The organism is Micromonospora sp. NPDC047465 (assembly GCF_040643125.1).
Lineage (GTDB): Bacteria > Actinomycetota > Actinomycetes > Mycobacteriales > Micromonosporaceae > Micromonospora.
Genome location: NZ_JBEYTP010000036.1, coordinates 35709 through 49459, shown reverse-complemented (window position 1 = coordinate 49459; position 13751 = coordinate 35709). Strand labels below are relative to the sequence as shown.

At 76.5% G+C, this 13751-nt stretch carries 13 protein-coding genes; 8 read left to right on the top strand and 5 right to left on the bottom strand.

Annotation, left to right across the window (positions count from 1 at the left end; genetic code table 11):
• Positions 1–12 precede the first annotated feature (12 nt).
• Positions 13–624 carry a malonic semialdehyde reductase gene (locus ABZ793_RS26505; protein WP_357461917.1) on the bottom strand — a complete coding sequence of 204 codons (612 nt, stop codon included), beginning with the start codon at positions 622–624 and terminating at the stop codon, positions 13–15.
• A gap of 101 nt (positions 625–725) precedes the next feature.
• Here ABZ793_RS26505 and ABZ793_RS26500 point away from each other — a divergent pair, with 101 nt between their 5' ends.
• The 3 genes from ABZ793_RS26500 (at position 726) to ABZ793_RS26490 (ending at position 3770) form a co-directional block, all read left to right on the top strand.
• Positions 726–1082 carry a helix-turn-helix domain-containing protein gene (locus ABZ793_RS26500; protein WP_350705627.1) on the top strand — a complete coding sequence of 119 codons (357 nt, stop codon included), beginning with the start codon at positions 726–728 and terminating at the stop codon, positions 1080–1082.
• Positions 1083–1147: 65 nt separating this feature from the next.
• Complete coding sequence (locus tag ABZ793_RS26495) at positions 1148–1924, top strand: GNAT family N-acetyltransferase (RefSeq protein WP_357461916.1); 777 nt, start codon at positions 1148–1150, stop codon at positions 1922–1924.
• A 265-nt stretch (positions 1925–2189) separates the two neighbouring features.
• Positions 2190–3770: a VWA domain-containing protein gene (locus tag ABZ793_RS26490; RefSeq protein WP_357461915.1), complete on the top strand. Its 1581-nt coding sequence runs from the start codon at positions 2190–2192 to the stop codon at positions 3768–3770.
• Positions 3771–3923: 153 nt separating this feature from the next.
• On the opposite strand, the gene def is transcribed toward ABZ793_RS26490, so the two are convergent.
• Together def and ABZ793_RS26480 are read right to left on the bottom strand one after the other, a co-directional pair.
• Positions 3924–4433, bottom strand: a complete 510-nt coding sequence (gene def / locus ABZ793_RS26485; protein ID WP_350705633.1) for a peptide deformylase — start codon at positions 4431–4433, stop codon at positions 3924–3926.
• A 10-nt stretch (positions 4434–4443) separates the two neighbouring features.
• Positions 4444–5232 carry a TetR/AcrR family transcriptional regulator gene (locus ABZ793_RS26480; RefSeq protein WP_357461914.1) on the bottom strand — a complete coding sequence of 263 codons (789 nt, stop codon included), beginning with the start codon at positions 5230–5232 and terminating at the stop codon, positions 4444–4446.
• 74 nt (positions 5233–5306) lie between these two features.
• On the opposite strand from ABZ793_RS26480, the gene ABZ793_RS26475 reads away from it, so the two are divergent.
• The 4 genes from ABZ793_RS26475 to ABZ793_RS26460 all read left to right on the top strand — a co-directional run bounded on the left by ABZ793_RS26475 (position 5307) and on the right by ABZ793_RS26460 (position 10790).
• The gene (locus ABZ793_RS26475) at positions 5307–6278 is read left to right on the top strand and encodes an ATP-binding cassette domain-containing protein (RefSeq protein WP_357461913.1); all 972 of its coding nucleotides are present in this window, start codon (positions 5307–5309) and stop codon (positions 6276–6278) included.
• Between the two features lie 2 nt (positions 6279–6280).
• A complete protein-coding gene (locus ABZ793_RS26470; RefSeq protein ID WP_357461942.1) occupies positions 6281–7090 on the top strand; it encodes an ABC transporter permease in 810 nt (269 codons plus the stop codon).
• Positions 7091–7245: 155 nt separating this feature from the next.
• Positions 7246–9984, top strand: coding sequence for a DEAD/DEAH box helicase (locus ABZ793_RS26465; RefSeq protein ID WP_357461912.1), 2739 nt, complete (start codon positions 7246–7248; stop codon positions 9982–9984).
• Positions 9981–10790, top strand: a complete 810-nt coding sequence (locus tag ABZ793_RS26460) for an SWIM zinc finger family protein (RefSeq protein ID WP_357461911.1) — start codon at positions 9981–9983, stop codon at positions 10788–10790. The genes ABZ793_RS26465 and ABZ793_RS26460 overlap by 4 nt, the downstream gene beginning before the upstream one ends.
• 133 nt (positions 10791–10923) lie before the next feature.
• Here the strand turns inward: ABZ793_RS26460 and ABZ793_RS26455 are convergent, their stop codons facing one another.
• Complete coding sequence (locus ABZ793_RS26455; protein ID WP_357461910.1) at positions 10924–11406, bottom strand: MarR family transcriptional regulator; 483 nt, start codon at positions 11404–11406, stop codon at positions 10924–10926.
• A gap of 48 nt (positions 11407–11454) precedes the next feature.
• On the opposite strand from ABZ793_RS26455, the gene pip reads away from it, so the two are divergent.
• On the top strand, positions 11455–12414 hold the full coding sequence (pip, locus tag ABZ793_RS26450; RefSeq protein WP_357461909.1) for a prolyl aminopeptidase: 960 nt from the start codon (positions 11455–11457) through the stop codon (positions 12412–12414).
• A 66-nt stretch (positions 12415–12480) separates the two neighbouring features.
• Here pip and ABZ793_RS26445 read toward each other — a convergent pair whose 3' ends face one another.
• On the bottom strand, positions 12481–13677 hold the full coding sequence (locus tag ABZ793_RS26445) for a chorismate-binding protein (RefSeq protein ID WP_357461908.1): 1197 nt from the start codon (positions 13675–13677) through the stop codon (positions 12481–12483).
• Between the last annotated feature and the right edge of the window lie 74 nt (positions 13678–13751).

The following is a 13751-nucleotide window of genomic DNA, read 5'->3' as shown; positions in this document are numbered from 1 at the left end:
CGGTGGGTGGTGTCAGGCGTGCCGGACGACGTCGGTGTAGCCGAGGCGGGGCAGGCGCGGGAACCAGGCGTTCTCGGCGGGCCGGCCGATGTTGACCACGAGCAGGCTCTTCCAGGTGGAGTCGGTGAAGAATTCCCGGTCGACGCCGGCGGCGTCGAATCCGCCCATGGGGCCGGCGGCGAGGCCGGCGGCGCGGACGGCGAGCAGGAAGTAGCCGATCTGCAGGGTGGCGTTGAAGCGGGCCATCTGCTCGCGGGACTCGGGGTTGCCGGCGAGGTCGTCGCGCAGCTGCGGCCGGATCGGGAACACCTGCGGGATGAACTCGTGGAAGTCGGTGTCGGCGGCGAGCACGGCGACCATGGGCGCGGTGCTGGTCTTGGCCTGGTTGCCCTCGCTCATGTGGGCGACCAGGCGCGTGCGGGCCTCGCCCGGGCCGACGAAGAGGATGCGCAGGGGCTGGGCGTTGACGGCGGTGGGCGGGAACTTGGCGAGTTCGAAGATCGCCTGGAGCTGCTCGTCGGTGACGGGTTCGTCGGTGAAGGCGTTGGCGGTCCGGGCGTCGGTGAACAGCTGTGCCTGGGCCTCGGGGTCCAGGGTGATCAGGGGCGAAAAGACGTCGGTCATCGGGGGCATCTCCATGCAACGGACTAGTTGGCTACGACGACAGTAGCAGCTAGCTTTTTAGTAGTCCCTGGTTCTGTCGGTCCCCGCCGTATCCTGGGACCATGACGGTCGAGCGGGAGGTCGACGGCGCGCGCCGGGCGTGCCACGGGGGCATCACCCGGGCCTTCGCGTTCCTCGGCAAACGGTGGAACGGCATGCTCCTGGGCACCCTCGCCGACGGCCCGGCCGGGTTCGCCGAGCTGGGTCGCGCCCTGCCCGGGATCAGCGAGTCCGTCCTGTCCGACCGGCTGGGCGAGCTGGTCCGGGTCGGGCTGGTCAGCCGGACGGTGCGGCAGGGCCCGCCGCTGGGGGTGAGCTACGAGCTGACCGAGCGGGGCGCCGCGCTGGTGCCGGCCCTCGACGCGCTGGCCCGCTGGGCGGACGAGAACCTCCCCGCCGCGCCGTCCACGGGCTGCTGACCCGCGCCACCGCGCCCACGGGACCGGCCACGGGGCCGCCCGAGCGGATGTGTGATCATCAGCGGATGCCGGTACGCGCCGAACACGACCGGGCCGTCCTCGCCGGGCTGCTGGGACGCGACCCGGTGCTGCACGCCTACCAGCTGGGCGACCTGGACGACTTCTTCTGGCCGTACACCTCCTGGTTCCGCCGGGGCGAGGAGGTGGCGTTGCTGTACCACGGGGCCGACCCGCCCACCCTGTTGGCGTTCGCGGCGCCGCCGCGGGTCGCGGAGCTGGCGGCGCTGCTGCGGGAGCTGGCGCCGGTGCTGCCGGCCCGGCTGTGGGCGCACCTGTCCCCCGGCCTGGAGCCGGCGCTGGCCGGGGCGTACCGGATGGAGCCGGCCGGCCCGCACCACAAGATGGCGCTGACCGACCCGGCCCGGCTGGCCGCGACCCCGCCCGCCGGGGTGGTGCTGGACGCCGCGGACCTGCCGGCGCTGCACCGGCTGTACGCGGACGCCTACCCGGGCAACTGGTTCGACCCGCGGATGCTGGACACCGGCCAGTACGTGGGCATCCGCGAGGGCGGCGAGGTGGTGGCCGTCGCCGGGGTGCACGTGTTCTCGCCGGCGTACCGGGTGGCGGCGCTGGGCAACGTGACCACCCATCCCCGGGCCCGGGGGCGCGGGCTGGCCGCGGCGGCGGTGGCCGCGCTGTGCGGGCGGCTGCTGACCACCGTCACGCACGTCACGCTCAACGTGAAGGCGGACAACGGGCCGGCCGTGCGGCTCTACGAGCGCCTGGGCTTCACCCGCGTCGCCGACTACGGCGAGTACGCGTTGACCGCACGCGGGCGGTGACGGCCGGTCGTCCGGCGATCCCCGGCCGCGCGGCCCGGCGCCCGCGCCGGCCGGCGCGGCGGTGCGACCGTCCGGCGCCGCGGCCCGAACGACCGGCCGAGGGCCGACGTGAGAAGCCTTTCACCTGCATGTTCGGTCGTCCAGGGGGGTCGGGAACCCGACGCTGGACGCTGCTGGTGTCGGACCGGCGGGGACCCGTGACGGCCCTAGCGTCTCCCGGCAGAGGTCGCGCGTGCGACGCGCGGCGGAGCTGAAGGAGCGACGCATGGCAACAGCAGCAGTGCCCTGGCGGCGAACACGGACGGTGAGCCTGCTCGCCGGCGTCACGGCGGTGGTGACCGCGCTGGCGACACCCGCCGCGGCGGCGCCCGGGGTGAACCCGGCCCTCGTGGACCGCGACGCCGACCCCGGCACGTCGATCGGCGTCAGCAAGGTGGTGTCCACCCCGCCGATCCCGCCGAAGCCCGACGTGGTGCTGCTGGTCGACACGACCGGCAGCATGGGCGGGGCGATCGCCAACGTACGGACCAACCTGCAGCAGGTCATCACCGACGTGCGCGCGGCGCAGCCGTCGGCGCAGTTCGCGGTGGCCTCCTACCGGGACACCGGGGACGGCGCGGAGCTGTTCCGGGTGCGGCAGGACCTGACCGACGACGCGACGGCCCTGCAGAACGCGGTGAACGCGCTGGCCGCCGGCGGCGGCGGGGACACCCCGGAGGCGTGGGTGAACGCGCTGGTCGAGGTGTCCGAGGGGGCGATCGGCTACCGGTCGGGCAGCAGCCGGATCGTGGTGCTGGTGGGTGACGCGCCGAGCCACGACCCGAGCAACGGGCGCACCCTGGCGCAGGCGACGGCGGCGTTGCAGGCCGACGAGGCGCGGCTGCTGGCGGTGAACGTCAGCGGCGGCGGTGGCGGCCTGGACGCGACCGGGCAGGCCACGGCGGTGGTGTCGGCCACCGGCGGGCAGCTGGTGGGCAGCTCCCCCGACACGGTGACCGCCGCGATCCTGGCGGGCCTGCGGGACCTGGACGTCACGGTCACCCCGACGGTGACGTCGTGCGACGCGGGCCTGTCGGTGGGCTTCGACGCGGCGTCGCGGACGCAGCAGTCGGGCACCGACGTGCCGTTCGCCGAGACGATCACGGTGGCGGCGGACGCCGCGCAGGGCGCCGAGCTGACCTGCACGGTGGACTTCCTGCTCAACGGCCTGTCCGGCGGGCCGGCGTTCACGCAGCAGATCCGCGTGCGGGTCAACGACGTCACCCCGCCGACCGTGGTCGTCGACGACCGGACGGTGGAGGCGACCAGCCCGGCCGGCGCGGTGATCGACTACCCGGCGACGGCGACCGACAACGTCGACGGTCCGCTGACCCCGACCTGCGTGCCGCCGCCCGGCTCGACGTTCCCGCTGGGCGCGACGACGGTGACGTGCACGGCCACCGACGCGGCCGGCAACACCGGCAGCGACACCGCCGTGATGCGGGTGGTGGACACCACCCCGCCGGCGACGGCGTGCGTGCCGACGAACAACCCGAGCGGCGGCACCATCCCCGGCTCGTACAACCCGGACGGGTTCTACGAGCTGACGTCGACGGACGTGGTGGACACGGCCGTGCAGGTGTTCATCGGTGACGCGGCGGACCCGAGCGTGCGGTTCGGGCCGTTCCCGGCCGGTACGAAGATCAAGCTGGTGCAGGCGCCGGGTGCGCAGTCGCGGGTGAAGGACGGCACCGGCGACATCGACTACAAGGTGACGTTGCGCGGCGACGCGCTGATCGTCGGCGTGGACGACGCGGGCAACGCCTCGTCGCCGGCGGTGTGCCTGGTGGCTCCCCCGCCGAAGTGACGACCGCCGCGCGCGGGGTCGTGCCCCGCGGGTGACGTCCCGGCCGCCGGGCCCCGTCGGGGTCCGGCGGCCGTTCGCGTACGCGTCTGAGCCGCGCCGGGTCGCAGGCGCGTACGCCGTTCAGGCACGGTGGGTCGCCACGCCTGAACGGGTTCAGCCGCGGCGGCTGGGCGAGTCGAAGCGGCCGGCGCGCATCTCGCGCAGTGCCCGGCGGCGGGTGTCCCCGCGCAGCGTGTCGACGTACAGGCGGCCGGCCAGGTGGTCGGTCTCGTGCTGCAGGGCCCGGGCGAGGAATCCACTACCGGAGATCGTCAGCGGCTCGCCGTGCTGGTCGAAGCCGTGGGCGGTGGCGTGCATCGCCCGGGGGGTCGGGAAGTAGAGCCCGGGGACGGACAGGCAGCCCTCGTCGTCGTCCTGCAACTCCTCTGACAGCTCCAGCGTCGGGTTGACCAGGTGGCCGCGGTGGCCGTCGGCGTCGTAGACGAAGACCTGCGCGTTGACGCCGATCTGGGGTGCGGCGACGCCGGCGCGGCCAGGAGCGCCGAGCAGGGTGTCCATCAGGTCGGTGACCAGGGCGCGTAGTTCGGCGTCGAAGCTGGTCACCGGCTCGCTCGGGGTGCGCAGCACGGGGTCGCCGATGATCCTGATGGGCCGCATCGTCATGTCGGCAAGGTTATCTGTCGTCGCCGGCGGTGTCGGCGCCCGGGCGGGCGGCCACGAGCACCTCGACGCCGTCGAGGATGCGGGCCAGGCCGAACTCGAACGCGCGGGCGGGGTCGCCGGCGGCCTGGTACTCCTGACCGGCGGCGCTGCCGACCCGCGCCGCGAGGGGGTAGCGGCGCGGGTCGAGGGCCTTCTCCAGGTAGGGGGCGTGGGCCTGCCACCACTGTTCCTCGGTCATGCCGGTGTGCGCGGCGGCCTGGGCGGCCTCCACGGCGCTGCGCACGGCCCCGTGGACGTACCCGGAGACGAGGGTGACGACGGCGTCCATCTCCAGGTCGGTCAGGCCGATGCCGTCGACGGCGCGCAGCTCGTACTCGTAGCGGGCGATGACGTTGGGGCCGAGCGGGGGGCGGGTGGTGGCGACCTGCAGCAGCCAGGGGTGACGCAGGTAGAGCGCCCAGGTCTCGCGGGCGATGTGTGCGAGGCGGCCGCGCCAGCCGCCGGGCACGTCGTCGGGGCGGGCGGTCTCGCCGTAGACGGTGTCGAGCATGACGTCGAGCAGTTCGCCCTTGCCGGGGACGTACGTGTAGAGGCTCATGGTGCCGACGCCGAGGCGTTCGGCGACCCGGCGCATGGACAGGGCGGCCAGCCCGTCGGCGTCGGCGACCTCGATGGCGGCGCGGACGATCCGGTCCACGGACAGGTCGGGCCGGCCCTTGCGGCTGGCGCGTTCGCGGGTGCGCCAGAGCAGGGCGAGGCTGCGCGCGGGGTCGCCGGTGCCGCTGTACTCGGTCGTCATGCCCCGGAACTCTACCGTGCGCCGTACCGTATGATGTACGGTACGCCGTACGGAACGAGCGGACGGGGGCACGGATGCACCGGGACGGACCGGCCATCGAGGCCGAGGGACTACGCAAGCGCTACGGCGACACCGAGGCCCTCGCCGGCCTCGACCTGACGGTGCCCGCCGGCACGGTCTGCGGCCTGCTCGGGCGCAACGGCGCGGGCAAGACCACCGCGGTGCGGGTGCTGACCACCCTGCTGCGGCCCGACGCCGGCACCGCCCGGGTGGCCGGCGCCGACGTGCGCCGACACCCCGACCGGGTGCGCGCCCGCATCGGGCTGGTCGGTCAGCACGCCGCCGTCGACGAGGTGCTCAGCGGCCGGCAGAACCTGGTGCTCTTCGGCCGGCTGCACCACCTCGGTGGCGCGCGGGCCCGCGTCCGGGCCGCCGAACTGCTCGCCCGCTTCGACCTGACCGACGCCGCCGACCGGCCCGCCGGCACGTACTCCGGCGGGATGCGCCGCCGCCTCGACCTCGCGGCCAGCCTGGTCCTCGACCCGCCGGTGCTGTTCCTCGACGAGCCCACCACCGGCCTCGACCCGCGCGCCCGGGCGCAGGTGTGGGACGCCGTGCGGGGCCTCGTCGCCGACGGCACCACCGTGCTGCTGACCACCCAGTACCTGGAGGAGGCCGACCAGCTCGCCGACAGCGTCCGGGTCGTCGACGCCGGCCGGGTGATCGCCGACGGCACCCCCGACGAGCTGAAGGCCGCGCTCGGCGGCGACCGGGTCGACGTGGTGCTGTCCCGCGCCGACGAACTGGACCGGGCGGCACGGGCCGTCGGTGCCGCCGTCGCGGCGAGGCCGCACGTCGACCCGGCGGCCCTGCGGGTCAGCGTGCCCGTCTCCGGGCGAGTCGCCGCGCTGGCCGCCGTGCTGCGGGCGCTCGACGACGCCGGCATGACCGCCGTCGACATCGCGGTGCGCCGCCCCACCCTCGACGAGGTGTTCCTGAAGCTCACCGACGAGGACTCCCCCGCCGAAAAGAAGGTGACCGCGTGACCGTGACCGTCCACCCGCTGCCGCACCGCCTGCGCTGGGCCGTCGCCGACGGCGTCACCCTCACCGGCCGCGCGCTGGCGCACTGGGTCCGGCAACCCGCGCAGGCGATCGTCGGGCTGTTGTTCCCGGTGCTGCTGGTACTGATGTTCGGCTACCTCTTCGGCGGCGCGATGAGCGTGCCCGGCGGCGGCGACTACCGGGAGTTCCTGCTGCCCGGCATGTTCGCCATGACGATGGCCTTCGGCATCGAGTCGACGTACGCGGCCGTGGCCACCGACACCGCCCGCGGCGTCACCGACCGGTTCCGGTCCCTGCCGATGGCGCCCTCGGCGGTGGTCACCGGCCGGGCCGCCGCCGACCTGCTGCACTCCGCCGCCGGCCTGGCCGTCATGCTGGCCTGCGGCCTCGCCGTCGGCTGGCAGTGGCACGCCGGCGCCACCGCGGCCCTGGCCGCCGTCGGGCTGCTCCTGCTGCTGCGCTTCGCCCTGATCTGGGTCGGCATCCACCTGGCGCTGGTGCTGCGCCGACCCGAGTCGGTCGTGGTGCTGCAGATCCTGGTCTGGCCCGTCGGGTTCACCTCCAACGCGTTCGTCGCCCCCGACACCATGCCCGGCCCGCTGGCGGCGGTCGCGCAGTGGAACCCGCTGTCCGCGACCGTCGCGGCCTGCCGGGAGCTGTTCGGCAACCCCGGCTGGGGCGGCGAGTCCTTCGCCGCGCAGCACGCCGTCGCCCTCGCCGTCGCCTGGCCGCTGCTGCTGATCGCCGTGTTCCTGCCCCTCGCGGTGCGCCGCTACCGCAGGCTCAGCCGGTGACCGGACGGACCACCCCGATCCACGCCGACCGGGCGCGCGAGGCCCTGCACGCCGCCACGGCGGTGCCCCCTCGCCCCCGCCGAACGCGGTCAGGTCCGCGACGACCTGCGCCGCGCCGAGAACCTGACCGTCGACCCGCACCCGGAAGGACGCCCGTGACGATCGGCTCCCACGCCGTCACGTTCACCCCCGCCGACCCGCCCCGCGCCGGGACGCTGCTCGTCTGGTCGCCCGACGGCGGCCCACCGCCCGACGGGATCGGCGAACCCGCCCAGGTGACCCTGGCGGCGCCCCCGCACGGCCACCCCACCCCGGTGTCCGCCCGGCGGACGTCGCTGGCGGCCGGCGTACCGCTGCTGCTCGCCGCGCCGGCCACCGACCCGGCGGCCGCGTTCTGGGCCGCCGCCACCCGGGAGGCCCTGCACCTGGCCGCCCACGGCCTGCTGCTGCCCGCGGTGACCCCCGCCGGGCACGACACCTGGCGCGTCGGGCCGCTCACCGCCGACGACGAGGCCCGGCAGGCGCGGCTCGCCGCCGCGATGCCCGCCACCGCGCGCGCGGTGGCGGTGCCCGGACGCACCCCCGCCTGGCTGCCCGACCCGGCACGGCTGCTCCGTGACTTCCTCGACGCCGTCGCCGACACCCTGCCCCGCGCCGACGGCGCCACCGGGGCGTGGGCCGCGCCGACACCCACACCCGTCGGGCGGCTGCGCCACTGGGCCGCCCGGGTCGCCGCCCACGCCGATGCGGCGGTACGGCTGTCGCTGCGCCTGGAACACGACGACACCGCCGACGAGCCGTGGCGGCTCGTGGCGCAGGTGCACCGCGCCGCCGCGCCGGGGCTGCTCACCGACGCCGCCGCGCTGTGGCACGCCACGGTCCCCGGGTTCCCGCCCGGCGCCCGCGACGCCGCGCTGCTGGCCCTGCGACACGCCGCGCGGGTGTGGCCGCCCCTGGCCGGGCTGCTGGACACGGCCGTGCCCGACGCGCTGGCGCTGACCGACGCCGACGTCGTCGACCTGGCCGGCGGCGCGGCCGCCCGCCTCGCCGGCGACGGGATCGACGTGCACTGGCCGGCGGGGCTCGACCGCGACCTCACCGCCTCGGCCGTGCTGCGCGCCCCGGCCCGCCGCGCCGCCGGGCCCGGGCTGCTCGCCGAGCCCGGCGACCTGGCGCTGCACTGGCGGCTGAGCCTGCACGGCGCGCCGCTCACCCCGGCCGAGCTGGCCCGGCTCGCCGACGCGCACCGGCCGGTGGTGCGGCTGCGCGAGCGGTGGGTGCTGGTGCCCCCGGAGCTGGCCCGCCGCGCCCGCGAACCGCACGCCGCGACGCTGGCCGCGATGCCCGCGCTACGGGCCGCGCTGACCGGCGCCACACACGTCGACGGCGAACGCGTCGACGTGACCACCGAGGGCTGGCTGGCCGCCGCCGCGCGGCGGCTCGCCGACGGCGCGACCGCGCCCCCGGTGCCCGCACCGCCCGGGCTGGCCGCGACCCTGCGCGACTACCAGCGGCACGGGCTGCGCTGGCTGGCCCGGCTGACCGCGCTCGGCCTCGGCGGCTGCCTCGCCGACGACATGGGGCTGGGCAAGACCGTCACCCTCATCGCCCTGCACCTGCACCGGCAGGCCGACCCCGCCACCGCCGGCCCGACCCTGGTGCTGTGTCCCGCGTCGCTGCTCGGCAACTGGGAACGGGAGATCCGGCGCTTCGCCCCCGACACCCCCGTACGCCGCTTCCACGGCCCCGACCGCCACCTCGACGACCTCGACGGCGGGTTCGTCCTCACCACCTGGGCCACCCTGCGCCGCGACGCGACCCGGCTGGCCGCCCGGCGGTGGCCGCTGCTCGTCGCCGACGAGGCCCAGCACGTGAAGAACCCCCACTCGGAGACCGCGACGGCGCTGCGCGCGATCCCCGCCGCCGCCCGGGTCGCCCTGACCGGCACCCCCGTGGAGAACGACCTCACCGACCTGTGGGCGATCCTGGACTGGACCACCCCCGGACTGCTCGGCACCCTCACCGAGTTCCGCGCCCGCTGGGTCAAGCCGGTGCAGACCGACCGCGACCCCGACGCCGGGCGGGACCTGGCCCGGCTGGTCGGGCCGTTCCTGCTGCGCCGCCGCAAGAGCGACCCCGGCATCGCCCCGGAGCTGCCCGGCAAGACCGAAACCGACCAGCCCGTCGCGCTCACCGCCGAACAGGCCGCCCTCTACCAGGCGTGCGTCGCCGAACTGCTCGACCTGATCGCCGGCACCGACGGCTTCGCCCGGCACGGGCTGGTGGTCAAGCTGCTCACCGCGCTCAAGCAGATCTGCAACCACCCCGCCCAGTACCTGCGCCAGGCCGCGCCGCCGCTGGCCGGCCGCTCCGGCAAGCTCGACCTGCTCGACGAGCTGCTCGACACGATCCTGCCCGCCGGCGGCGCGGTGCTCGTGTTCACCCAGTACGTGGCGATGGCCCGGCTGCTGCACCGGCACCTGACCGACCGGGGCGTCGGCGCGCTGCTGCTGCACGGCGGGTTGCCCGTCGCCACCCGCGACGACCTGGTCCGCCGCTTCGACGCCGGCGAGGCCCCGGTGTTCCTGCTGTCGCTGCGCGCCGCCGGCACCGGCCTGAACCTCACCCGCGCCGACCACGTCGTGCACTACGACCGCTGGTGGAACCCGGCCGTGGAGGACCAGGCCACCGACCGGGCGTACCGGATCGGGCAGACCCGGCCCGTGCAGGTGCACCGGCTCATCGCCGAGGGCACCGTCGAGGACCGCATCGCCGCGCTGCTCGCCGGGAAGCGGGAACTCGCCGAGGCCGTCCTCGACGCCGGACCGGCGGCCCTGGCCGCGCTCAGCGACACCGAACTGGCCGAACTCGTGGCCCTCGGCGGCGACCGATGAGCCCGCGCGGCTTCACCGCGTTCCCGCCCGGCCGGGCCCGCCGCCCCCGCACGTGGTGGGGTGCGGCGTGGAACCGGGCGTGGGAGGCCGACGCCCTCGACGCCGGGCCGCTGCGCGCCGGGCGCCGGCTGGCCGCCGCCGGGCACGTCGGCCCGATCACCGTCAGCCCCGGCCGGCTCGCCGCCGCCGTGCACGACGGCGACACCGAGCAGGCGTACGCCACCCGGGTACGCGTCGCGCCGCTGACCGAGGACGACTGGGACCTGCTGGCCGGCGAGGTGGCCGCCCGGGCCGGGCACCAGGCGGCGCTGCTGGCGGGACAGCTGCCCCGCGACCTGGCGGACCTCGCCGGGGTGCGGCTGCTGCCCGCGCTGGGCGAGATCACCCCGGAGTGCGACTGCCCGGAGTGGGACCACCCGTGCCGGCACGCCGCCGCGCTGTGCCACCAGGTGTCCTGGCTGCTGGACGCCGACCCCGCCCTGCTACTGCTGATCCGGGGCCGCGACGCCCGGCAGCTGCTCGCCGCCGCGCCGGCCCCGGGCGGCAGCGTGCCGCGGCCGGAGTCGACGCCGCCGTCCGGGTCACCCGGTCAGGCCCGTGTCGCGCCGGAGCCACCCGACGCGGCGGGGACGGCGGCCGTCGAGGCGTACGCCCGCCCGACGCCGCCCCTGCCGCCGCCACCGGGACCGGCGGGAGCACCGACGCTGCCGTTGCTGCCACCCGGCCCGGACGTCGACGTCGACGCGCTGCGCCACCTCGTGGCGGTGGCCGCCGAGCGGGCGGCGGCACTGCTGCGGCAGCACTGACCGCCCGGTCGGCGCCGCCGGCGGGCCTCGCGGACGATGCCGGCGGGCGGCGTGCCCCGCCGGCGGGGCGTCGCGGGCGTGCGGCGAGCGGGCGGACCGGGGGTGCCCGTCGTGCGGCGCGCCGGGGCGGCTGTCAGGCCGGCGGCGGCAGGCCCGCGTCGGCGATGCGCTGGCGCATGGGCCGCCGGCGCATCGCGGCGAGGACCTCGTGCAGCAGGTCGGCCAGCGGCACGGGCAGCTCGGCGTCCAACTCCCGCATCGCGGCGGTCGTCGCCGCCCACTCCGCCTCGATCACCGGCAGCAGCTCGCGGGCCCGGTCGGTCAGGTGCACGATGCGCTGCCGGGCGTCCGCGCCCGGGGTCAGCTCCACCAGGCCGGCGCGGGCCATCTGGGCCACGGTCTGGCTGGCCGCCGAGTGGGTGACCCCCACCCGGCGGGCCAGGTCGCGGATGGGCAGCGGCCCGTCGGCCACCAGCACCCGCAGCGGCGGCGAGAACCGGGGCCGGTAGTCGGCCAGGCCCCGCTCGACGTACACCGCCGCCACGTCTGCGTCGAGCACCTCGAGGACGTGCCGCAGCAGCGTCCCCACGGCCTCCCGGTCCGGTCCGTCAGTCACCCCGCTAATGTAACAGCGCTGTTGTATCTGGACGAGGGAGGACAGACGATGAGCCAGCGGTACCCCCTGACGGAGCCGTACGCGCACGGGATGCTCGACGTCGGCGACGACCAGCTCGTGTACTGGGAGACCTGCGGCAACCCCGACGGCAAGCCCGCGGTGGTGCTGCACGGCGGGCCGGGCTCCGGCTGCGGGCCCAGCTGGCGGACCTTCTTCGACCCGGCCCGCTACCGGGTGACCCTGTTCGACCAGCGCGGCTGCGGACGCAGCCTCCCGCACGCCGCCGACCCCACCGTGGACCTGTCCACCAACACCACCGACCACCTGATCGCCGACGTCGAACGGCTGCGCGAGCACCTCGGGGTGGACCGCTGGCTGGTGCTGGGCGCGTCCTGGGGTTCCTGCCTCGGTCTGGCGTACGCCCAGCGGCACCCGGAGCGGGTCAGCGAGCTGGTGCTGTTCAGCGTCACCGCCGGCACCCGCCGGGAGATCGACTGGATCACCCGGGACATGGGGCGGGTGTTCCCCGCCGAGTGGGCCCGGTTCCGTGACGGCGTGCCGCCGGCCGACCGCGACGGCGACCTGGCCGACGCGTACGCCCGGCTGCTGGCCGACCCGGACCCGGCGGTGCGGGACCGGGCCGCCCGGGACTGGTGCGCCTGGGAGGACAGCCACGTCGCCACCGCCCCGGGTCACCGGCCCGACCCCCGCTACGCCGACCCGGTGTTCCGGATGGCGATGGTCCGGCTGGTCACCCACTACTGGCGGCACGCCTGCTTCCTGCCGGAGGAGCAGGTGCTGCGCGAGGCGGGGCGGCTGGCCGGCATTCCCGGCGTGCTCCTGCACGGCCGACTCGACATCAGCAGCCCGCCGGACATCCCGTGGCTGCTGGCCCAGTCCTGGCCGGACGCGCGCCTGGAGCTGCTGGAGCGCGCCGGGCACGGCAGCGGGAACGGCATGGCGGAGCGGGTCGTGGCGGCGCTGGACGGCTTCGCCGACCACCGCTGACACCCCGCCCCGCCGGTCAGGTCAGGAGACCTCCGGGCCGGCGCGGGGCCAGTCGGCGGGCGGCGGTCAGCGGCCGGCGAGCGCGGCGCGGACGGGACGGGTCTTGGCTGCGGCCTCGGCGACCTCGGCGTCGGGGTCGCTGCCCCAGGTGATGCCCCCGCCCGCCCAGACGTGCACGCGGTCGGCGTCGACGGCGGCGGTGCGGATGGTCAACCCCAGGTCGATCCGTCCGGGGGCGACCCAGCCGAGGGCGCCCATGCTCGCGCCGCGCCCGACCGGTTCGAGGGCGGCGACGCGGTCCAGCGCGGCGAGCTTCGGGGCGCCGGTGACCGAGCCGCCCGGGCAGACCGCGCGCAGCAGGTCGGCCAGGCCGAGCCCGTCGGCGACCGCCGCCGACACCGTCGACTCGGCCTGCCACAGGTCGCACCAGCGGCGTACGGCGAACAGCTCGTCGACCCGCACGCTGCCGGTGCGGGCGACCCGCGCCAGGTCGTTGCGCTCCAGGTCGACGATCATCACGTGCTCGGCGCGTTCCTTGGCCGAGGCGAGCAGCTCGGCGCGGCCGACGGCGGTGGCGGGCCGGGTGCCCTTGATCGGTCGGGTGACCAGCCGCCCGTCGGTCAGCTCGACCAGGGTTTCCGGGCTCGCGCAGCCGATCGCCCAGCCCGCCCCGGTGAGGGTGCCGCCGTAGCGGGCGCCCGGCAGCGCGGCGAGCCGGCCCAGGGCGGGCAGCGGGTCGCCGGCGTACCGGGCGGCGGCGTGCCCGACGAGGTTGACCTGGTAGACGTCGCCCCGGCCGATGGCGGCGCGCACGGCGGTCACCGCCTCGGCGTGCTGCCGCGGGGTCCAGCTCTCCGCCCAGTCGCCCAGCCACCAGCCGGCGGCGGGCGCCGCGGCGGCCGGCGGGGCGGGCGGGCCGTGGCCGTAGACGACCACGGCGACCTCCGGCAGCGCGGGGGCTGGGTTGGCGGCGCCGGAGGGCGCGCCAACAAGGCCGGCGCCGGCGGCGGCGGAGACGTAGAGGGCGGCCCCGCAGGCGCCGGCGGGGTCGTGGCCGGCGGCGGGGCGGGCCAGGTCGTGCAGCGGCAGGCCGTGCGCGGCCAGGAACTCCTGCGCCAGCGCGGCCGGGTCGCCGCCGTCGGCGGGCCGCCACTGCCAGCGGGCCCGCTCGACGAGCGTACGGCGGCAGGCGACCGGCGCCGCCGGCACATCGACCCCTGCCCGTGAAAGCGTTTCCACGCCGTCCGGCCCATCCTCCCTCATCCGTTCAGTGGATTTCCCGGAAATGACGCGCATACCTGCTCGATGCCGTCCACTTTCGCTTGGTACTGTGCGTC